This is a genomic window from Adhaeribacter terrigena (assembly GCF_016623615.1).
In the GTDB taxonomy this organism is placed as follows: Bacteria; Bacteroidota; Bacteroidia; order Cytophagales; family Hymenobacteraceae; genus Adhaeribacter_A; species Adhaeribacter_A terrigena.
On record NZ_JAEHFX010000001.1, the window covers coordinates 601,776 to 622,590 of the forward strand.

The window sequence follows — 20,815 nt, forward strand, 5'->3', positions numbered from 1 at the left end:
TCAAGTCCTACGGGTATTCATTCTCATAATGCCCCACCCGATTAGAACCATTAAGATTGCCATAATCAGGAATCCAATATTCCATGCTTCTGGATTGGGAACATTGTCTCTTACATTGTGATAACGAAAGATAAAATGATTCGCACTATCCATTACATTGAAAATACCCCAACCGGCAATCAGACCGCCAATAAAGATCTTGTTTGACAAGTCCAGATCTGTCCTTTTTCTGGAAAGCCACATTAGAATAATACCAGCTAAGGTTAATATCCACGTTACTGCTTCAAATACGCCATCCCAAAACATATTTATGCTTTTGGCTTCCAGCGTAACCGGAGCCAACTGATTCGATAACATTTGGTGCCATTGTAAAAGCTGGTGCAGGACAATACCATCCACAAAACCACCCATGCCTATCCCGATTAGCAACGAATATGCTATTACAGGGGCTTTTAAAAGTTTAGGCTTCTCTGTGTCCCCTAAACTGTTTCTAACCTTTGAATGGTTATAAAGCAGGATCAGAGGGATCAAGACAACCAGTGGTAATAAGGTTTTCAGAAAAATCTCAGTAAAATTTTCGTTGTAAATCCCCTCCTGAATATTGAGATTACAGGATACGCAAAGCATTATGGTTGATACGTTCATATTAATTGGGCTTTCGAATTAAAAAACCTTCATAAACAGGCTTTGCGCCTATATGAAGGTTTTTTACGGCTGGAAAAAAGCCTTGATTAAAAATTGCCACTTTTACGCCTGTTTTGATAGCGTTTTCTGTATTAATGCGGAAGTTTGTTTTGAAATAGCCCGTAAGCATAGGTGCCTACAAGGCCGCCAAAAATGGCTACTAAGATAGGCCAATAACCGTGACCAAGGTTTACAAAAAGTGGCCCCGGACAAGCACCTATCAAGGCCCAGCCTAACCCGAATACAGTACCGCCAATCAGGTAACGGGCTACCGATTTTTCTTTATCCGTAAAGATAATCGGGTTGCCCTGGATATCACGGAGTTTATATTTTTTGATGGTGTAGGTTAACAAAGCAGCCAGCGTAACCGCCGTGCCAATTATGCCATACATGTGGAAAGCCTGGAAGCGGAACATTTCTTGGATACGGTACCAGGAAATAGCCTCAGACTTGCTCATTACAATACCGAACAAGATGCCGGCTAAAATAAATTTCAGGAATTTCATTTCTTATTTTTTTTAAGGCTTAAAACCAGGTTTAGAAAATTAATGGCAGCAGCAAATGGGTCATAACCAGACCACCGATGAAAAAGCCAATTACGGCAATCAGGGAAGGCAACTGTAAGTTAGATAGTCCACTAATGGCGTGACCAGAAGTACAACCACCGCCATAACGTGAGCCGAAACCGATCAGGAATCCACCGCCTAATAAAATCAGGAAACCTTTCAGGCTAAAGAGTGCTTCGGTACTGAAAATTTCTTCGGGCTGTAATCCCTGTGGGGCAGCAAAACCGATGGCTTGCAGATCCTGAATAGTAGCCTGAGAGATTTGTACCGCTTCGCCGTTACTCAGAAATTCGTTGGAAATAAAGCCGCCGATAATGGCTCCAATCAGGAACATTAAATTCCAGGTTTGGGCTTTCCAGTTAAAGTCGAAAAACTTTACATTTTTACCGGCTCCACATGCAGCGCAAATGGTACGGAAGTTAGAAGAAAAACCAAACGATTTTCCAAAGAATAACAGGATGGCCATTACCAGAACGATCACGATTCCGGAGGTATACCACGGCCAGGGTTGTTTTATTAATTCAAGCATTTGTGCGGATTTGTTTAAATTTTAAATAAGTAGAAAATTCCCTTAAACATCCCGCCATTTCAGCGTCTTTCAGGATATGCAGGATGATAATTTAGGAAATATTATCGTGGCCAGGCACCAACGCCGCCAGCCAGGTTATATACTTTTAAGCCTTGTTCAGCCATTAATTTACAGGCTGAACCTGAACGATTACCACTACGGCAAAAAACAAAGTATTCTTTATCCTTATCAAGCATTCCCAATGCAGCCTGCAACTCTCCGGTCATAATATCGAGGTTTCGGGAACCTGGTATAGTACCGCCTTTGAATTCATCAGCAGTCCGCACATCCAATAGTTCAGCTTTCGATGCATTTGTGTACTTCGCTTTAAAGGCGTTTCCATCCAAATCTTCGTAATTTTTCGGGATTGTTTTAAATATATTTAACATGACGATTCCTTTTTATAATAATGGTTTTCTGCTCCGCTTCCGGCCAGAGGGCTGTTTAATACTTTAGAAATAAACAGGTGAGAGTCTGGCCGAAAACGTTGCAGGGTTACAATTTTAATATTACAAATTGATTTAAATTTATTTCAATGTTGACGGACAAACGTATGCCGTTTTCGGGATGCTGGTTTCAGCAATAGCTTTGAACCCGCCTTCCACATTTACCAGGTTGTCGAAACCACGGGCTTTCAAGATTGAAGCTGCGATCATGGAGCGGTAACCACCTGCACAATGTAGATACACCGGTTCGTTTCTCGGGATTTCAGCCAGGTAATCATTCAGGTAATCTAAGGGTGCGTGGGTAGCCGTTTCTACGTGCTCTGCTTTGTATTCCCCATCTTTCCGAACGTCTATAATTTTAATGTTACTGTCTGCGTTAAACTCTTTTTTCAGTTCGGAAGCTGGTATTGATTTAATATTATCAGTCTCCTTCCCAGCAGCTATCCAGGCTTCAACACCACCATTCAAATAGCCCATTGTATAGTCGTAACCTACCCGTGCTAACCGGGTAACTACTTCTTCTTCCCGGCCTTCTTCGGTGATTAATAGAATCTCCTGTTTCAGATCTGGAATTAAGGTACCCACCCAAGGAGCAAAATTGCCGTCAATACCAATGTTAATGCTGTTTGGAATAAATGCTTTTGTGAATTCTTCCGGTTTGCGAGTGTCTAAAATAAGGGCGCTGGTTTCGTTGGCTACAACTTCAAATGCTTCGGGTGTCAAAGCCATTAATGCACGTTCCAGTACATCAGCAATATTGGCGTAGCCTTCTTTATTCATTTGCACGTTCATCGGAAAATAGGCAGGGGGAGCCATCAAGCCATCTGTTACTTCTTTAACAAATTCCTCCTTGTTCATATCCGCCCGTAAAGCGTAATTGTTCTGCTTCTGGTTGCCCAGGGTATCGTAGGTTTCTTTGCTCATATTTTTGCCGCAGGCCGAACCCGCTCCGTGCGCTGGATAAACCAAAACATCATCTGGCAAGGTCATAATTTTAGAGCGCAGGGAATCAAATAAATGACCCGCTAATTGATCCTGGGTCAGGTCCGATTTAGCGGCCAGATCCGGACGACCTACATCGCCAATGAATAAAGTATCTCCGGAGAAAATAGCATAGTCATTACCGTTTTCGTCTTTCATTAAGAAAGTGGTAGATTCCATGGTATGGCCAGGCGTATGCAACACTTTTAAAGTTACATTTCCCAGTTTCAGTTCTTCGCCATCTTTAGCAATGTATGCTTCGTAAGTAGGTTGTGCATTAGGTCCGAATATGATTTTCGCACCACTGGCTTTAGCCAGGTCTACGTGACCTGAAACGAAGTCGGCGTGGAAGTGCGTTTCTAAAACGTATTTGATTTTAACTCCCGCTTTTTCTGCTTTTTCCAGGTAAGGGGTAATTTCCCGGAGCGGATCGATAATGGCTGCTTCGCCGTTGCTTTCGATGTAATATGCGCCCTGAGCCAGGCAACCGGTATAAATCTGTTCTACTTTCATGGTAGGTGATTCTTTTAAATTATTTATGATGAATTATTTACTTTTTCTGCTTCCAGCCATAGCGATTTAATTGTTAAGCTGGAAGAACGATACAAAGGTCGCAAGAAAGGAAAGGGTAGTCAGTGACTTTGGTTACACTGCTAAAAATTTACAACAGCGTTTCTTTCAGGATGATATAAACGCCCATTACCAGTACAAACCAACCGAATGAAGTTTTGAGTTTATCGGCGTGGATCTTCGTTGAAAGGTAGGTGCCTACGAAAATACCGGCAATGGAAATGGTAGAGAAAATAGCCAGGAAACTCCAATCGATATCGTAGTTGTAAATATCCCCGATGAAACCGAAAAGTGATTTCGCTGCAATAATTAGTAACGAAGTTCCCACTGCCATTTTCATATCCAGTTTACTGAACAACACCAAAGCAGGAATGATCAGGAAGCCACCGCCAGCACCAACCAGGCCGGTAAGTGTACCAACTACTACACCTTCGGCTAAAATGCCGGCATAGTTGAATTTTGGTTTAGGGTGTGGTGCGTTTGGATCTACGTTTTCAATGTCGATTTCCTTATCGGCATTTTCATCCATTGGTGGCGCATTCTTCTTTTGCCGGATCATACTGATAGAAGCAAAAACCATCAGCACCGCAAAAAGCAGCATTAGTAAAATACCTTTGGTAATGGCAAAATCGCCAATGTCGAAAAGGTTTTCCGGAATGGCCGGAACGATGTAGCGGCGGGTGGCATAAACGGCCAGGATAGAGGGTAAGCCAAAAACGATGGCGGTCTTCATACTGACCAGTCCTTTTTTGTAAAAACTGTAGCTTCCTACTAAACTGGTTAAGCCCACAATAAACAGGGAATAAGCCGTAGACATAACCGGGGTAAGACCGATCAGGTAAACTAAAACTGGTACAGTTAGAATAGAGCCGCCGCCGCCGATCAGGCCAAGGGAAAGCCCGATTAATAGGGCTGCAAAGTATCCGATAATTTCAAGTATTTCCATAAGGTTTGTATTTGTTGGTACAAAATTACCTTATGGAATTCTCGCCCACAGTGACTTACATCACGCAGCCAAAAAACGTTGCAATAAATTGAATGATGGATATTATACCTTTTCCAGGTTATGAACCTTTAAATAATTACGGTGTAACGTAACCGCACCACGTTGCTCTAACTTTTTTAACAAGCGGGAAATTACTTCCCGGGAGCTGTTCAGTTCTTCGGCAATTTGCTGATGTGAAAGCCGGATCTCGGAGCCGATGGTTTCTACGTGGCGTTTCAGGTAAAATAAAAGCCTTTCATCTAAACTTTTAAAGACAATGCTGTCCAGGGTTTGCAGTAATTCTTCAAAACGTTCCCGATAGGTGCCAATTACGAAATTATGCCAGCTTTTATACTTGGCCAGCCACTGCTCCGATAAATGCGCCGGAATTAAAACCACATCAGAGGACTGCACGGCTTTGGCTTTTACCTGACTGGTTTCTCTGCGGTCAGTACACATCATTGATAGGGCGCAGGCGCTGCCTGGTTCCAGATAATACATCAGAAATTCATTTCCTTCATCATCTTCCCGGTACACTTTCAGTAAACCGTTTAAAAGTAAAATATTGGAGCGAATATACTGGCCGGTTTGAATGATAGGTTCACCTTCTTCAAGGTGTTTGATCACGCTTTCTTTTAATATGCCATCCAATAGCGGTTGTTCAAACTGCGGGAATTGCTTTTGTATTTCTTCTTTGTTTATGGAATCCATGAATTTCAATGCAAGGTTAAATTTACTTTCGCACTATTTTTAATAGCATTTCCGGGGCACTATTGGCGGAATTTTGCTTAAAGTCGCCACGCAGTACTTTTAAGGCGTACCGTTCTTCTTCAATTTCTTTCCTGGTTCGGAAACCCAGTTTCCGGAGAATAGGCAGGGGAGGGCACCAGCCCTGAATACCGTGCTGCAACAGAAAAGTAGTTACAATACCCGGGAGAATAAACCACCGTTTGTCTTTCGCAAAACCCAATAGTACGCCCGTTAAGGCCAGCGTAGAGGCATTTACTTCCAACAGGCGTTCAACATCCCATTCTTTGTTTAGTTCTTCTATGCGGTCTTCCAGGGCCTCCAAGCTGTCATAGCCATACTGCGAAATATTATCCAGTATTTCCTGGTCAATTTCCCGATTTGCTTCATTGGTAGAACTGCGCCGGACCCGGCCTTCCTGATTTGAACTCATTTCTTCCATAGTTTTTCCTTGACTATACGACAGCAAAATGATTGAGATATTTCAGATCTAACGGTATGCAAAATAGCCGGCATCTTTTTAGATACCGGCTATTGGTAGTTATCAGTTATTGGTAGTTATCAGTTTATAATTTTACTTTTTGAAGTCATTCACAGCTTCGCTCAAATCTAATACTTTGGTTTTTGGCAAGGCTTTTTCCAGAATGCTGCTTCCGGCGGCAGAACGATAACCGCCAGCGCAATGAACCACTACCGGTTTATCGGTTGGTACTTCTTTGGCTCTTTCCCGCAACTCAGGTAAAGGAATGTTTATGGCTTTGTCGAAGAACTTACCGGGTTTGGTTTCAGAAGTATTCCGAATATCTACAATGGTGTAGTTGCCTGGGTTGGTTTTAAAGTCAGCCAGATCAATTTCTGGAGTAGTAGCAGCCGCTTGTTCTGTCTGCACAAATGCGCCCTTTATATGCTGCTCGTATCCAATTTTAGCTGCTTTTTGAATCAGGTCATCAAGTTCCGAATCGCTTGCGGCAATCAGGTAAAAGTTTTCTTTCGGGTCAACAATACTACCCAGCCAGGTTTCGAATTTACCGCCGTTCTGAATATTGATGGCACCCTCTAAATGACCTTTCTTGAACGTTTTTTCCGGCCGAGCATCTACAATCAATTCACCGTCTCCGGGTTTAAAGTTTTGTTCCAGGCGTTTTACTTCTTGTAAGCTTGGTTCGTAATTCGGTGCACCTTCCTTGTTCAGGCTTACATCGTAGCCAAAATATTTCGGAATGAACGGCTGGTCCTCGGTAATGATCTTAACGAATTCTTCTTCGCTCATTTCCTTTAAAGCGTAGTTGCCGATCTTTTCAGCGCCAATGGTGCTGGAATGGGCATCGGAAAGCGATTTGCCGCAAAGCGAACCAGAACCGTGGGCTGGATACAACAGTATATCATCGGCCAAGGTCATCAGTTTCTGGCGGGTGCTTTGGTAAAGCTGGCGGGCTAATTCCTTTCTTTTTGCCGTTACATTACCAGCATTTTCCCGCAAATCAGGGCGGCCTACATCACCAATAAACAATGTGTCGCCGGTAAACACTGCTTTATCTTTGCCACCGTGTTCCAGCACAATGCTGATACCATCTGGCGAATGACCAGGCGTATGCAACGATTTAAGCTTGATCTTACCAAATTCCAGCACCGCACCTTCGTCGAAAGCCTGATGCGGGTAATCCGCACCTACCAGGCTATGGGTGTAAATGGTAGCCTCGGTTTTTTCGTGAATTTCAAGGTGGGAACTTACAAAGTCAGCGTGGGGGTGGGTTTCGATCACGCCAATTATTTTAGCATCGTTTTGTTTGGCGAAATCATAATAGGGCTGCGGATTTCGGGCCGGATCTATCAGCACAATTTCCTTTGCACATTCACTTAATATAGCGTACGAAAAATGGGCCAGGCCTTTGTCATTAAACTGCTCGATTTTCATAATTTCTCTTTTAGGTTTTACTCATTTAAAATTCTGCTGGGTTAGCCAGTAGTAAAATTTATGATACAAAGGTACAGCATCCCCGAAAGCTGGTCAGTGATGTTTGTCACATATGGCAATTGCTGTTAGGTTACCATTTATCGTAGCCTTGGTTTAGAATGTAAGTTGGGTAACGAAATTAAAATGATGGAAGTTGGTATTGTAAAACCGTTTTTCCAGAGGAAGTTTGGTATCAGGCGATAGTCGGGCAATGTATAATAACCGGAAGCTTAAACCGTTCAGCGGTTCAAATTCTGGTTTATAATTCAGGTCGATCAGGCCATTCCAGTAAGACGTTGCTCCATATTTATTAAATTGGAAATCGTGATAAGCTGGTAGCCAGGTTTTGGTTATTGCTGCTTCTGCCGATAGTTTAGGAATGATATCTTTCCTGGCTTTTACTGCCAAAGCATCAGAATTACCAAGCCCTTCCAGGCGGCCTCTTGGGGTAGTTACGAAAAATTGTTCCCGCCCAAATTCTCTTGGAAATAAGAACCGACCTTCGGCACCCAGGTGTAAATAGTTGGCCGAAAAGTGCCAGTTGCTCGGTTCGAATGCAATCTTTCCACCAGCTAACCATTGCTGCTGATCAGGAAAATATGCTAAGGCTGGTTCCAGGTTACCGCCATTGCCAACCTGAGTTTGAAATAAACCTTCTGCGCCGAGCCTGAATTTGGGTTTTACTTCCAAGATCAACTTGGTGTATGTGGTATTGGAAACGTTTTCGATCCAGTAATTCCAGGTTTCACTTTTCAATAATCCTGTTTTTTGCCATTGAAATCCAGCAACTGCAATCCCAGTGGTTTGAACCTGACTTTTATAGCCCGTTTGCCTACCGTTTTCATCTACTCCAACGGGATAAATACCAATACTTTCGCCAGCCTGGTACCAGGAAACTGTGCTGCGGGGCGAAAAATGATCGAGCCAGGCAAGGCTGAACCGGCCATTTTGCTTAACCGGGATTTCCAGGCTAATTCCCTGCACCGAATACGGTTTCATGCGGCCATCTTGGGGATTGATTAAGGGTGAAGTAAAACTGAAACGGCCGATGGTGGCTTTTATGTGTTTGGTGTGGTATTCCAGATACAATTCATCCAAGCGATCCAAATCTGCTTTGTTCTCTGCTTCTTCTATGTCGAATAATTCAAGTTCGTAGCGGGGTAGTTTACCCGATTTGTAATCAGGTTCGGCTAAATCAGAGGAAAATGCATTGTAGGTAAAAAGCCCAGCCAAGCCAAACCTGAATCCCTTATAGGGTGCGGAATGAAAACCCAAACGTGCTCCAATCGCATTGGCATAATGATCAGACAGTTCGCCCTGATTATAGGTAGCCATAAAGTAATTCCGGATGTGGCCTTCGGTTTCACCGTGGGTAAATACATCTTTGATGTCCCTAACCTGAATGGAATCAGTTGGAATTTCTGCAACATTATGGTGCTGCCCTGAGGCTCCCAGGCTAATAAAAAAGCTCAGCAACAATAACGGAAATTTAGGTTTTGAAAGCATATTAGAAATCAGTCCAGGTGGAGCCTTGGTCCAAGCTGGTTTATTAATTAAAGGATTGGCTTAGGAAACGGAGATGTACTTTTTAACGTCCAAACCATAGCGTTTTAGAAACAGATATTTGGGCCAAAATTCCCTTGGGTGAGATATGGCATAATCGCTATAATAAACCGGCCAAAAAGTGCCTTACTTTATATGGTAGGTCAGCAGTGGACGGATGCAGCGGTTAATCAGCGTTTCCGCTACGCTGCCATAGAAGATTTTACTGAAACTGTTTCGATCATGTGTGCCGATCACAACCAGGTCCATTTCAGTTTCCTGATTAAAGTTGCGGACGCCTTGTGGCACTTTATAATCGTGTTTCAGGTACAGTTCAGAATCTTGCAATTGCATGGCCTGGGCGAACCGCTCCATGTTGCTTTTGAAATTCGCTTCCTTTTTTTTGTCGCTTTCAGCTAATATCTGTAACAAATGAATTTTAGCACCAAACAGCTGTTGCAGTTTTATTACTGTATTAGTCGCCGGATTCTGCTGTTGTTTTTCCTTGAAGTCGGCTACCCATAAAATATGTTGAATCGGCGAAATAGAGGCAAATTCGTGGATGGAAATGACCGGGATCTGGGCGTGTCGCACCAACTGTTGCGCCTCGGAACCTGAGATTTTTTCAAGCAGGCCAGTAGCGCCTTTTGTACCCATTATTACAAGGTCGATCTGATTGGACTCGGCATACCGAGCCAATTCGGTAGTCAGGCCACCGTACAGGATCTGGCTTGTAAACGAAAAATCGACGTGCTGTTTCAGGTTCTGGAATTTCTCAACTGCTTCTTGTTCCCGCTTTTGCAATGCTTTGTGGTCAATATTCTCCGACGCTTCGTTGCTGCCAGCCCATTCAGCTTGGTTAACCTGAATTACGTGTACAAGATGCGTTTCCAATGGTGTTTTATCCTGCAGAAATGCCAGAAGTTCGATGGCTTTTGCGGATACCGGTGTAAAATCTACCGGGATCATTACTTTAAATTTCATAACTGTGGCTTTTAGGTTGTTTATGTGTTCAGAAGAAAAACTGTTATAGCGTTATTTCTTTCCGTTACAAAGTTGGCTAACTAAAAAGCTGTAGTCAGTGACATTGGTTACATAAACTAATTAGTAAATGTAATCTTAATGGTAAGTCGATTTTGCTTGAATATAGATTTATGACTTTACTTGATAACTATTAAAGCTATTCAATAGAAGCTTTTTGGAAAGCTTGTTGTTTAAAGAAATTTTTCGTATTCATCTTTGCTTCAGGAAAGTGTAAATTAGTAGTTTCATAATGCGTCATTTCTGGCAAAAAGCTAATTATGAGGTGAATGTGCTGCAAAATATCTTCTTTTAAAGTTTTGTGAACATTTATTCAAGTTGGATTTTAATTGAAGTGTTTGGCCGTTTTCTAATGTAGATATAATTAAGCAGACGCTTTTAATTATTAAAATTATTTAATTGATTTGTTTTACCTTTGCCAAGGTGCTAAGAAGCAAATACATATCGTTTCTATTATTTTTTGCCTTCCTGGTAATGCAGACGCATATTGTCCTGCCTCACCATCATCATCACAATTCTAAAGAAACTCCAGGCCATAGCCACAACCATAAGCATGATCATGGACACGAGCAGGGAAAACATCCAGATTCTGGTAGGCTGGGTGATTTAATAGGCCATGAAGCTCACCAGAATACGTCTGCAGAAATTCTGCCTTCTACAGTTCAGGAACATTCAGTTAAAAAAGCGGATATAAAGGTTCCTTTTATTGCTAAAGCTGAATATTTATTCAAATATCCGAAAGTACCAAGTTCTTCCCAATACACTTCCCAGGATTTAGATTTTTATAAATCCGACCATTTTCATTCCTTCCAATTACGAGGGCCACCTGCTTATATCCTATAAGTCAGGCTTTTTGCTGTTTTCCAAATCTTAATAGCTTGTTTCCAACCTTAATTCTAAGGCTGTTAAACCCTGCGTATTATATTCAATAGGAACATTCCTGAAGCATTTAAACCTGTTTTTCTGGTTAAAAACGGTAGGCATTTTCAGCCAAAAAGTGGTTGATCGCTACCGGAAAACGCTATGCTTTTGGACTAAAAAAGTGCCGGACCCATCCTGCTTAAAATTTCATATCTATACTTTTTCATTTTTCAAATTAAAACCAAATCACGATGAAGAAATTTATCATTCCGGCAATGTTTTGCCTTGCTTTAACTGTTGGCTGCGCTGAAAAGAAAACAGAAACCGAGGCCCATACCCACGAAGACGGTACTACCCACGAAGCGCATACGGAAGCCAATCCGGAAACTGCACCAAACCAGGAAGAATTCGATGCTACTGGAACGGACACAACTAATGCAGCACCGGCTACGGAAGGCGAACATACCCACGCCGATGGAGAGCCGCATAGCCACTAATTTTTAACGGAAGGCAGGTTTTTAATGCCTGCCTTTCATTTTGGAAAAGTATTTATGAAAAAGATTCAGTTATTGATTTTAGGCTTTTTTCTGGTTTTGAGCGGATGCAATAAACAGCCACAGGAGGAAGCCCACGAGCACGGTGAAGGCGGGCATGCTCACGGTTTGGAACCAGTTTCCTATACCTTGTACTCCGATAAATCCGAGCTTTTTGTTGAATTTAAGCCACTGGTAGTTGGGCAAGTTTCAAAGTTCGCCACCCACTTAACTAAGCTTAACAATTTCAAACCATTTACAAAAGGTCAGGTTACTGTTAGTTTTATTTTGAACGGAAAAGGAATTCGGAGCACTGCGGATAGCGCCAGTTCTCCGGGAATATTCCGGATGGCTTTACAGCCTAAAACCGCTGGAACCGGCAAATTAATTTTCGATATAAAAACCCAGGAATTTGCGGATCAGTTTGTGATCGAAAACATCCAGGTTTATCAGGATGAAAAAACAGCAATGGCCAACCAGCCTGCTGAAGCTGCCGGATCAGATATAACTTACCTGAAAGAACAAGCTTGGAAGACCGAGTTTGCAAACCAGGAAGTAAAAAAACAGCCCTTTGCGGAAGTGATCAAAACCACTGGTCAAATATTATCTGCTCCAGGCGACGTTGTGGTGGTTTCTGCCAAAAGCGACGGGATTATTAAATTCGGGAAATCAGGAATTATGGTAGGCGAACCGGTGAAAGCCGGGGAATTGCTTTTCTCCGTTTCCGGCAGCGGTTTAACGCAGAATAACCTGGAAGCCAGCATTCAGGAAGCCAAAACAAATCTTTCTAAAGCCCGCTCGGATTACCAGCGTGCGCAGGAACTTATAAAAGACGACATCATTTCGCAGCGTGATTTCTTGGAAATAAAAACGGCTTATTCAAACGCTCAAACTGCCTACAATACTCTCTCCAAAAATTATGGTAGTGGTGGCCAGCGGATCACGGCCCCAATAACGGGCTACCTCAGAAATATTCAGGTAACGGAAGGACAGTTCGTAGCAGCCGGGCAACCAATAGCAGAAGTAACAAAAAACCAAAAACTGATGCTCCGGGCAGATGTATCGCAATCCTATTTTCCAAAACTTGGCTCCATTACAAGCGCACGTTTTAAAATGCAGAACAGCGATAAAATCTACAGCACACTTGAACTGAACGGCAAGGTAGTTACCTACGGCAGAAGCGCTGAAAACAATGTAACCGTTCCGGTAAGTTTTGAGGTGGACATGGCGGAAGGAATGGTACCAGGAGCTTTTGCCGACATTTATCTTCAAACCAAAGAAACCAAAAATGCCCTGGTAATTCCGATTTCGGCCTTACTCGAAGAACAGGGTAATTTCTACACTTATGTTCAGGTTTCCGGTGAAGGGTTTCAGAAAAGAGACTTGAAACTGGGAGCCAATAACGGCGAACAGGTAGCAGTTTTAAGCGGAATTTCCGAAGGCGAAAGAGTGGTAACCAAAGGCGGCTACCAAATTAGACTTTCCACGATGTCAGGTGCTTTACCGGCTCACGGCCACGAACATTAAGAGCTATGCTGAATAAGGTTATAGAATTTGCACTGCATAACCGATTGGTGGTTATAGTAGCATCGGCCTTGCTCATTTTTATGGGCAGCTATACAGCTTCAACTATGGAAGTGGACGTCTTTCCCGATCTGACGGCCCCAACCGTAGTGATACTTACTGAGGCCCACGGAATGGCTCCGGAGGAAGCGGAAAGACTGGTAACGTACCCAATCGAAACGGCGGTAAATGGTGCCTCAAATGTACGGAGGGTTCGGTCTTCTTCTTCCGCAGGTATTTCTATTGTTTGGGTGGAGTTTAACTGGGGAACCGATATTTTCCAGGCCCGCCAGATCGTAAATGAACGTCTGATTTCCGTTGCGGAAAACCTTCCGGAAGGAGTAGGGAATCCTACGCTTGCTCCTAATTCGTCTATTATGGGCGAAATTATGCTGATCAGTTTAACCGCCGACAGCACCAGCCTGATGGATTTGCGCACCATTGCGGACTGGAACATCCGGCCACGATTATTGGCTACGGGTGGAGTTTCGCAAGTAGTAGTAATTGGCGGCGAATACAAACAGTATCAGATCCTGGCTTCGCCGCAAAAAATGAAATATTATGGTGTTTCGCTACCGGAATTATTGCAGGCCAGCAAAGATGCCAATCAGAATGCTTCCGGTGGTTTCCTGAACGAGTATGGTAACGAATACATCGTAAGAGGAATCGGTAAAACCAGCGACCTGTCGGAGTTAGGAAAATCAGTAATAAAAACGGTAAACGGGGTTCCGGTTAAAATTGAAGACGTAGCCGAAATAAAGATCGGTACCTCGGTAAAGATCGGTGATGGTTCTTTGAAAGGCGAGCCGGCGGTTATCATGACGGTAATGAAACAGCCTAATACCAATACATTGGAGCTTACCGATAAAATTGATGCCGCTATGGCAGAAATGAGCCAGAACCTACCGCAGGATATCCACATCAATACCAAGATTTTCCGGCAGGCAGACTTCATTACGGCCTCGGTGAATAATATACAGAAGGTACTGGTAGAAGGCTCCATTTTCGTAGTCATCATCCTGTTCATTTTCCTGATGAATTGGCGGGCTACGGTAATTTCCCTTATCGCTATTCCCATCTCATTACTGGTGGCAATTCTAACCTTGAAATGGCTCGGTTTAACCATCAATACTATGAGTTTGGGCGGGATGGCCATAGCCATTGGCGACCTGGTAGATGACGCCATTATTGACGTAGAAAATGTATATCGTAGACTTAAGGAAAATGCTCATAAACCGATTGCAGAACGTGTAAATAAGCTGAAAGTGATTTATGATGCATCGGTAGAAATTCGTTCTTCCGTTATCAATGCCACCTTTATCATAATCGTAGCATTTGTGCCATTATTTTTCCTTTCGGGAATGGAAGGCCGACTTTTAGCGCCGCTGGGCATAGCGTTTATAGTGGCACTTTTCGCTTCATTGATCGTGGCCATTACACTTACACCAGTGCTTTGCAGCTTCCTGCTTACCAGCGATAAAAGGCTTTTAAAAGAGCATCAGGATAGCTGGCTGGTGCGCCACCTGAATAATATTTATGAAAAGGCGCTGGTGAAAGCTATGGGAATGCGCAAACTGGTAATTGGTCTGGCAGTAGGTTTACTGGCTGTTGCGCTGGTTCTCTTTTCAGGCTTAGGCCGCAGCTTTTTACCTGAGTTTAACGAAGGTTCGCTGGTTGTAAGCGTGGTGAGTTTGCCTGGGATTTCACTGGAAGAATCGAATAAGATTGGTACGCAGGTTGAAAAAGCTTTGCTCACAGTTCCGGAAATAAAAGTAACTACTCGTCGCACGGGTAGGGCAGAACTCGATGAACATGCCCAGGGCGTAAATGCTTCTGAAATTGATGCGCCGTTCACGTTGGAAGATCGGGATCGGGAAGAGTTTATGAAAGAAGTTCGGGAAAAGGTCGGCAACATTACTACCGCTAACATTACCATCGGGCAGCCAATTGGTCACCGCATAGATCATATGCTTTCTGGTACCCGTGCCAATATTGCCATTAAGATTTTCGGTCCTGATCTGAGCCAGTTGTTTACGCTTTCCAACCAGATTAAAGCCAATATTGAAGGCATAGATGGTCTGGTTGATCTGAGCGTAGAGCAGCAGGTCGGGATTCCCCAAATACAAATCAAAGCTAACCGGGATATGCTGGCAAAATACGGCATTTCAATCGGGCAATTTACGGAGTTTATTGACGTGGCATTTGCCGGCGAAAAGGTATCGGAAGTGTATGAAGGAGCCAGAAGTTTTGATTTGATCCTGAAATTTAACGATGCCAACCGGGGTAAAATGGAAAACATCCGCAACAGCCTGATCGATACCGATTCTGGCGAAAAGGTGCCGTTGCATTATGTTGCTGATATTGTTTCTACTTCCGGACCAAATACCATTAACCGGGAGAACGTGCAGCGTAAAACGGTGGTGTCAGCAAACGTGGCTGGCCGTGATCAGAAAAGTGCTGTAGCGGAAATCCGGAAGAAAATTGAAGCCACTATCAAACTGCCGGAAGGCTATCATATTGAATATGGCGGTCAGTTTGAAGCCGAGGCAGAAGCTTCCCGAACGTTAATGATCGCTTCGCTTTTAGCCTTGCTGGTTATTTTCCTGCTTTTATACCAGGAATTTAAGGATGCCAGAGTTTCGGGTATCATCTTACTCAACTTGCCGCTGGCCTTAATTGGCGGTATCCTGAGCGTTTATTTTACTTCGGGTATTCTGAGCATTCCGGCCATCATCGGTTTCATTACGCTTTTCGGCATTGCCACCCGGAACGGTATTTTACTGGTGTCGCATTATGAATTACTGCTGCGGGAAAATCATTTTACCGGCAGCAAAAAAGAAATCCTGTACCAATCCATTATTCAAGGTTCAAAAGATAGGTTAAGCCCGATCCTGATGACAGCTTTAACGGCTGCATTGGCGCTTATTCCACTGGCGATTGCGGGTGATTTGCCGGGCAATGAAATTCAAAGTCCGATGGCCCAGGTAATTTTAGGAGGCCTGCTTACTTCTACCGTGCTGAATTTGTTTGTGATCCCAATCGTGTTTTTCTGGACGACTAATAAAGCTGAAATGGTATGAAAAATATAAGAAAAACTGTTCGTATGAATTATTGGAAAGGAATATTTTTGGGTATAGTGATTTCAATTCCCGGTTTGGGTTTTGCGCAAAGCAACCTCGATGCCGTGCTAAATTCCATAGCTCAAAACAATAAAGCTATTGCCGCTAATAAGCAATACTGGGAAGCTCGTAAACTGGCTTTTAGAACAGGTCTTACTCCTGAAAATCCCGAAATGGTATACGACTACATGCGTGGCAGACCTGCTTCCGCCGGAAACCAGGAAGATTTTGCAGTAACGCAAACATTTGATTTCCCTACCGCCTATGCTAAAAAGAAAGCGTTATCGAAAGAACAAATTGCCCAGACTGAATTTCAGGCTGCGGCATTCCGGCAGGATATTCTGTTGGAAGCCAAATTAAGTTACCTGGAAATGGTATACTTGAACAAACAAAAAGCAATTCTGGCTCGAAGACTGAAAACTTCGGAGAGCCTTCACAACGATTTTCAGAAAAAATTTAAGCAGGGGTTTGCTAATATTCTGGAAGTAAACAAAGCCAAAATCCAGCTGGCAAACCTGCAAAATGAATTACGCCGGAACGAAAGCCAGCTCAAACTAAATTCTGAAAAGCTCACGCAGCTTAATGGCGGTAGTGCAATTGTCGTAAGCGATACGCTCTATCCAACCTTAGCGCAGATTCCGGTTTATGAGAAAATGGATAGCTTGGTTGAGGTAAATGATCCGATCTTAAAAACCGTAAAACAGCAAAAAGAGATCAGCATCAAGGAAAAGGAAGTAACCAAAGCACTTACGCTGCCTAAACCTGGAATTGGCTACCATTCGCAGGCTATCCTGGGGCAGAAATTTAACGGTGCCAGAATTGGAGTTACTATTCCGTTATGGCAGGATAAGAATAAAGTAAAGCAAAAGGAGGCTGAAATTCTGTATTCTGAATTGCAGATTCACAACCACCGCACCGAGCACCTGCACGAAATAAAAGCCCTTTATGACCAGTACGAAAGTTTACGCTTAGGTTTAACAGACTACCAGAGTCTGATGCAGGCCGTTCACAGCGATGTTTTATTGGCAAAGGCATTGCGACTGGGAGAAATCTCAACTACCGAGTATTTTATGGAGCTTACTTACTTCTATAATTCCTATGATAATTACCTGGCTTTGGAAAAAGAGTATAACCAGGTAATTGCGGAACTTTACAAGTTTGCTTTATAGTATTACTTCCTGACCAGAGGCAATAAAAATTTAAAGTACTTCAGGCCAATGTTGCTAACATATGGATATGAAATAATTTAGCGAGATTGCAATAACAAAAAAAACCTGTCATTTCTGACAGGTTCCACTGATACGCAGGAGACTAAGCTACATTTCGGTGTAATCGGAAAGTCGTCACCCATACTTTCCGAAATATTTTTATAACCGGTAAGGCATTTAATCCTACCGGTTATTGTTGTTTAAAGGGGTACCATGATTCTTGTCGTAGAATGGTCCGATAATTATATTGGTTGAAGTCCATACAATAAAGTGTTTCCATTGCTTTCCATTTTTAGTGCAGGCAAGTAAATAAACGTCATTCGTGTTGGTACCTAACTTGTAGTTAAAATCCTGACAAGCCTTAACATTATTGTGCACTAAAGTCCTTTCTATTTCAAACAGCTGTTTACTACCCGGTTCTTTTCATTGCCCAGTATCACGGATTGTGAATGAGCACAATAAGGTCAATCCTATAGCTAAGACACTAATCGGTTTCATTACCTTCCAATTACTGAACCAATGGCTTCATTCCGGTAATACTTCTTCCGGAACCAACTGGCAAAATTTACAAGCGCAATTAAGGCTGGAACTTCAATTAAGGGCCCTACAACCCCAGCAAAGGCTTGTCCTGAATTTAATCCGAATACTCCGATTGAAACTGCAATGGCAAGTTCAAAGTTATTGCCGGTAGCAGTAAAAGCTACTGAAGCGTTCTGTGCATAAGTCGCACCTAATGCTTTTCCCATATAAATGCTTATTACAAACATAATAGCAAAGTACAGCACCAAAGGAATTGCAATCCGGATAACGTCAAATGGAATATTCACAATTAGGTTACCCTTCAGGCTGAACATTACAATAATGGTAAACAGCAAAGCAATTAGAGTTATCGGGCTTATAGCTGGTATGAATTTTTCTGAATACCACTTTTCTCCTTTTAGCCGGCGAAGAATAAAGCGAGAAAGAAAGCCCATTAGGAATGGAATACCTAAATAAATTAATACACTTTCGGCAATTGCAGACATACTAATATCTACAACTTTGCCCTCCAGCCCAAACCAAGTTGGTAATACAGTAATGAAAACGTAAGCAAATACGCTATAGAAAAGCACTTGGAAAATGCTGTTAAAAGCTACTAATCCAGCAGCGTATTCACGGTCACCCTCTGCTAATTCATTCCAAACCAATACCATTGCAATGCACCGGGCAAGGCCGATCAAAATAATGCCAACCATATATTCCGGATAGTCATGCAGGAAGGTAATTGCAAGAATGAACATAAGCACCGGGCCTATAATCCAGTTAAGGACTAAGGACAGGGTTATGACCTTTACATTTTCAAATACTCGTCCTAACTGTTCGTATTTTACTTTCGCTAAAGGTGGGTACATCATTAAGATAAGACCAATGGCTATTGGTACATTCACGGTACCTACTTGAAAGGAATTTATGAAGGTTTCAGTTTGCGGAAATACATATCCTAATAATACTCCAATACCCATTGCCAGGAAAATCCAGACAGTCAGGAATTGATCTAAGCGGGAAAGCTGTTTTCTTTCCTGAACATTACATTGGCTCACTTTTCTTTAATTTAAAATTTAATTAAATTCCTTTTCTTAAGCTCTCAGCATACGCATCCGGAAGGATACTATCTTCGATAGCTTTAGCAGCTTTTTCAAAGTCATATTCAAACCGAATAAACTCCACCTGAATGCTTTCCTTATCTAATATGGAGCTATTATCGTTAATGGAAAGCATCACGTAACCCCCACGGTTATCGCCATCTTTCGGCTTTCCAACAGAACCGATGTTGACTGCATGGCGGAAATGATCTTGTCCCTCAGCACCTGAATTCATTATTCGATGGTAAGGTTTATGGGTATGCCCAAAGCACATAATATCTGCATCTGCATCAGCCATAATCCGTAGCATACTCTTTTCATCACGGTCTTCGAAAAGGTATTCATTTATCTTACGTGGGCTACCGTGAACCAGTAACAGATTCAGCTTATCTTCATTAAGCTGAAACTCTACTTTTATATGAGAAGGCAAAGTTCTGAGATACTGCCGCTGCTCGTCTTTCATAATTTCATTGGTAAAAGAAATCGAAACAGCTCCGTTAGCCTTTTCATCATCAGTTTTATAAGCGCAGCCGCATTCAGGAATGTTTCTTCCGATGCCGAAATCATAGTTACCAGCAATGGTAGGTATGTTTCTTTTTCTGATTTCATCCACTACTTCATTAGGCCAGATATTATAGCCAACCAAGTCGCCCAGACAATAAATGAAATCTGGTTTTCTGTCATCTACATCGGCAAAGAAAGCTTCTACGGCTGGCAGGTTAGCGTGTATATCGCTGAACAATGCAATTTTCATAATATGGGATTTAGGATTAGGATAACAATTTTGAAATTAGCAGCAGCCTGAATTTGGATCGCAGGTATTCCCTGGCTGGAAAGTATTAAGGTTTAATCTGAATTTTTCCTTGGGAACACCGCACTTATCTAATGCCAGACAAGCAGTAGTTTTCGCCTGTAAAACAAAGTCAGTACCGTCGTGGCCTAAATCATATTTACCAATGGTTTCACCCTGATACTCAACCTCAATTTCCAGATCTTCCATCCCCAGCTTCGTTTCAGAAAGCTCAATGATATTAATAAGTTTCTGGGGCTTTAAGCGGTGATCATAATCGTTAGCATCCCAAAGCTGGAAATTGGCTACCTTTTCATCCCGTACGGTACCACCGCAGTCGATGAAGTGTTTGCTGATAACACCAACTTCGGTAACGTGGAAGTTCTCAGGAACCATTGTTCCGTTCTCTAATTTAAAATTTACTGATTCGGCACCACTTAGAATGCTTTTTACTTCTGACAGTTTCATGGTATTTGAATTAATGGTTAACAACAAGTTGACTTTTTATAGATTTCGGTAAGCATATTACCGAAGTAGGAATTAATATATTCTAAAGCACCCTCGTCCAAGCAATAACAGATAGCATTTCCTTCAATGTTACCTTTGATGATGCCAGCATTTTTAAGCTCTTTCAGGTGCTGTGAAACCGTAGGCTGTGCCAATGGCAGTTCGTTAACTATATCGCCGCAAATGCACGTTTTTACCCGAAGCAGATATTCGACGATGGCGATTCTGGCTGGATGTCCCAAAGCTTTAAGGAGCGTAGCAGTTTTATTTTGATTCTCGGTAAAGAACTCGGATTTAGTTAAGCCCATAGTTGAAATTGTTTCATTGCAATATTACGATAATAATTTAACAAAGATGTTGAACTGGAAGTTTAATTTTAAGAAAAACTTGATTTGGCCTATACCAGCCAGCAACCTGTTAAGCGAAGCATCCTTTCCAAAAAGAGCGAGTTTAATTTGATCTTAAATAGAAAGGCTGGATAGATGGTTTGTTTTATGATAGTTTTTTTTACCGTAATAAGGCATAAGA

20 protein-coding genes are annotated in these 20,815 nt (G+C 42.4%); 5 read left to right on the forward strand and 15 right to left on the reverse strand.

What is annotated here, in order from left to right; genetic code table 11:
* The 11 genes from I5M27_RS02465 to I5M27_RS02515 all read right to left on the reverse strand — a co-directional run bounded on the left by I5M27_RS02465 (position 1) and on the right by I5M27_RS02515 (position 10,027).
* Complete coding sequence (locus tag I5M27_RS02465) at positions 1-645, reverse strand: DUF2243 domain-containing protein (RefSeq protein WP_234462350.1); 645 nt, start codon at positions 643-645, stop codon at positions 1-3.
* Positions 646-776: 131 nt separating this feature from the next.
* On the reverse strand, positions 777-1,190 hold the full coding sequence (locus I5M27_RS02470) for a YeeE/YedE family protein (protein ID WP_200504437.1): 414 nt from the start codon (positions 1,188-1,190) through the stop codon (positions 777-779).
* Between the two features lie 31 nt (positions 1,191-1,221).
* Entirely contained in the window at positions 1,222-1,779 is a 558-nt protein-coding gene (locus I5M27_RS02475; RefSeq protein WP_200504438.1) for a YeeE/YedE family protein, read from the reverse strand.
* Between the two features lie 101 nt (positions 1,780-1,880).
* Positions 1,881-2,207, reverse strand: coding sequence for a rhodanese-like domain-containing protein (locus I5M27_RS02480; RefSeq protein ID WP_200504439.1), 327 nt, complete (start codon positions 2,205-2,207; stop codon positions 1,881-1,883).
* Between the two features lie 138 nt (positions 2,208-2,345).
* Entirely contained in the window at positions 2,346-3,758 is a 1,413-nt protein-coding gene (locus I5M27_RS02485) for an MBL fold metallo-hydrolase (protein WP_200504440.1), read from the reverse strand.
* Between the two features lie 148 nt (positions 3,759-3,906).
* Positions 3,907-4,761, reverse strand: a complete 855-nt coding sequence (locus I5M27_RS02490) for a sulfite exporter TauE/SafE family protein (RefSeq protein WP_200504441.1) — start codon at positions 4,759-4,761, stop codon at positions 3,907-3,909.
* 102 nt (positions 4,762-4,863) lie between these two features.
* A complete protein-coding gene (locus I5M27_RS02495; RefSeq protein ID WP_200504442.1) occupies positions 4,864-5,511 on the reverse strand; it encodes a Crp/Fnr family transcriptional regulator in 648 nt (215 codons plus the stop codon).
* A 22-nt stretch (positions 5,512-5,533) separates the two neighbouring features.
* On the reverse strand, positions 5,534-5,989 hold the full coding sequence (locus I5M27_RS02500) for a DUF2892 domain-containing protein (RefSeq protein WP_234462351.1): 456 nt from the start codon (positions 5,987-5,989) through the stop codon (positions 5,534-5,536).
* A 132-nt stretch (positions 5,990-6,121) separates the two neighbouring features.
* Positions 6,122-7,462 (reverse strand): MBL fold metallo-hydrolase, encoded by a 1,341-nt coding sequence (locus I5M27_RS02505; protein WP_200504443.1) that lies wholly within the window; start codon positions 7,460-7,462, stop codon positions 6,122-6,124.
* Between the two features lie 153 nt (positions 7,463-7,615).
* Positions 7,616-8,980 (reverse strand): porin, encoded by a 1,365-nt coding sequence (locus I5M27_RS02510; protein ID WP_234462352.1) that lies wholly within the window; start codon positions 8,978-8,980, stop codon positions 7,616-7,618.
* 210 nt (positions 8,981-9,190) lie between these two features.
* On the reverse strand, positions 9,191-10,027 hold the full coding sequence (locus tag I5M27_RS02515) for a universal stress protein (RefSeq protein ID WP_200504445.1): 837 nt from the start codon (positions 10,025-10,027) through the stop codon (positions 9,191-9,193).
* 531 nt (positions 10,028-10,558) lie between these two features.
* Here I5M27_RS02515 and I5M27_RS02520 point away from each other — a divergent pair.
* The 5 genes from I5M27_RS02520 (at position 10,559) to I5M27_RS02540 (ending at position 17,329) form a co-directional block, all read left to right on the forward strand.
* Entirely contained in the window at positions 10,559-10,927 is a 369-nt protein-coding gene (locus I5M27_RS02520; protein ID WP_200504446.1) for a hypothetical protein, read from the forward strand.
* 269 nt (positions 10,928-11,196) lie between these two features.
* Positions 11,197-11,442: a hypothetical protein gene (locus I5M27_RS02525; RefSeq protein WP_200504447.1), complete on the forward strand. Its 246-nt coding sequence runs from the start codon at positions 11,197-11,199 to the stop codon at positions 11,440-11,442.
* Between the two features lie 54 nt (positions 11,443-11,496).
* Positions 11,497-13,005 (forward strand): efflux RND transporter periplasmic adaptor subunit, encoded by a 1,509-nt coding sequence (locus I5M27_RS02530; protein ID WP_200504448.1) that lies wholly within the window; start codon positions 11,497-11,499, stop codon positions 13,003-13,005.
* 5 nt (positions 13,006-13,010) lie between these two features.
* Positions 13,011-16,121, forward strand: coding sequence for an efflux RND transporter permease subunit (locus tag I5M27_RS02535; protein ID WP_200504449.1), 3,111 nt, complete (start codon positions 13,011-13,013; stop codon positions 16,119-16,121).
* A gap of 23 nt (positions 16,122-16,144) precedes the next feature.
* Complete coding sequence (locus tag I5M27_RS02540; protein WP_200504450.1) at positions 16,145-17,329, forward strand: TolC family protein; 1,185 nt, start codon at positions 16,145-16,147, stop codon at positions 17,327-17,329.
* Between the two features lie 536 nt (positions 17,330-17,865).
* Here the strand turns inward: I5M27_RS02540 and arsB are convergent.
* The 4 genes from arsB to I5M27_RS02560 are packed head-to-tail and all read right to left on the reverse strand — an operon-like array spanning position 17,866 to position 20,595.
* A complete protein-coding gene (gene arsB, locus I5M27_RS02545; RefSeq protein WP_317193541.1) occupies positions 17,866-18,948 on the reverse strand; it encodes an ACR3 family arsenite efflux transporter in 1,083 nt (360 codons plus the stop codon).
* Between the two features lie 22 nt (positions 18,949-18,970).
* A complete protein-coding gene (locus I5M27_RS02550; RefSeq protein ID WP_200504451.1) occupies positions 18,971-19,744 on the reverse strand; it encodes a metallophosphoesterase family protein in 774 nt (257 codons plus the stop codon).
* A 36-nt stretch (positions 19,745-19,780) separates the two neighbouring features.
* The gene (locus I5M27_RS02555) at positions 19,781-20,248 is read right to left on the reverse strand and encodes a DUF6428 family protein (protein WP_200504452.1); all 468 of its coding nucleotides are present in this window, start codon (positions 20,246-20,248) and stop codon (positions 19,781-19,783) included.
* Between the two features lie 17 nt (positions 20,249-20,265).
* Positions 20,266-20,595 carry an ArsR/SmtB family transcription factor gene (locus I5M27_RS02560; RefSeq protein ID WP_200504453.1) on the reverse strand — a complete coding sequence of 110 codons (330 nt, stop codon included), beginning with the start codon at positions 20,593-20,595 and terminating at the stop codon, positions 20,266-20,268.
* Positions 20,596-20,815: the final 220 nt, after the last annotated feature.

Coding starts and splice junctions, on each gene's coding strand:
- I5M27_RS02465 (WP_234462350.1), bottom strand. CDS start 645: ATGAACGTATCAACCATAATGCTTTGCGTATCCTGTAATCTCAATATT.
- I5M27_RS02470 (WP_200504437.1), bottom strand. CDS start 1,190: ATGAAATTCCTGAAATTTATTTTAGCCGGCATCTTGTTCGGTATTGTA.
- I5M27_RS02475 (WP_200504438.1), bottom strand. CDS start 1,779: ATGCTTGAATTAATAAAACAACCCTGGCCGTGGTATACCTCCGGAATC.
- I5M27_RS02480 (WP_200504439.1), bottom strand. CDS start 2,207: ATGTTAAATATATTTAAAACAATCCCGAAAAATTACGAAGATTTGGAT.
- I5M27_RS02485 (WP_200504440.1), bottom strand. CDS start 3,758: ATGAAAGTAGAACAGATTTATACCGGTTGCCTGGCTCAGGGCGCATAT.
- I5M27_RS02490 (WP_200504441.1), bottom strand. CDS start 4,761: ATGGAAATACTTGAAATTATCGGATACTTTGCAGCCCTATTAATCGGG.
- I5M27_RS02495 (WP_200504442.1), bottom strand. CDS start 5,511: ATGGATTCCATAAACAAAGAAGAAATACAAAAGCAATTCCCGCAGTTT.
- I5M27_RS02500 (WP_234462351.1), bottom strand. CDS start 5,989: ATGGAAGAAATGAGTTCAAATCAGGAAGGCCGGGTCCGGCGCAGTTCT.
- I5M27_RS02505 (WP_200504443.1), bottom strand. CDS start 7,462: ATGAAAATCGAGCAGTTTAATGACAAAGGCCTGGCCCATTTTTCGTAC.
- I5M27_RS02515 (WP_200504445.1), bottom strand. CDS start 10,027: ATGAAATTTAAAGTAATGATCCCGGTAGATTTTACACCGGTATCCGCA.
- I5M27_RS02520 (WP_200504446.1), top strand. CDS start 10,559: ATGCAGACGCATATTGTCCTGCCTCACCATCATCATCACAATTCTAAA.
- I5M27_RS02525 (WP_200504447.1), top strand. CDS start 11,197: ATGAAGAAATTTATCATTCCGGCAATGTTTTGCCTTGCTTTAACTGTT.
- I5M27_RS02530 (WP_200504448.1), top strand. CDS start 11,497: ATGAAAAAGATTCAGTTATTGATTTTAGGCTTTTTTCTGGTTTTGAGC.
- I5M27_RS02535 (WP_200504449.1), top strand. CDS start 13,011: ATGCTGAATAAGGTTATAGAATTTGCACTGCATAACCGATTGGTGGTT.
- I5M27_RS02540 (WP_200504450.1), top strand. CDS start 16,145: ATGAATTATTGGAAAGGAATATTTTTGGGTATAGTGATTTCAATTCCC.
- I5M27_RS02550 (WP_200504451.1), bottom strand. CDS start 19,744: ATGAAAATTGCATTGTTCAGCGATATACACGCTAACCTGCCAGCCGTA.
- I5M27_RS02555 (WP_200504452.1), bottom strand. CDS start 20,248: ATGAAACTGTCAGAAGTAAAAAGCATTCTAAGTGGTGCCGAATCAGTA.
- I5M27_RS02560 (WP_200504453.1), bottom strand. CDS start 20,595: ATGGGCTTAACTAAATCCGAGTTCTTTACCGAGAATCAAAATAAAACT.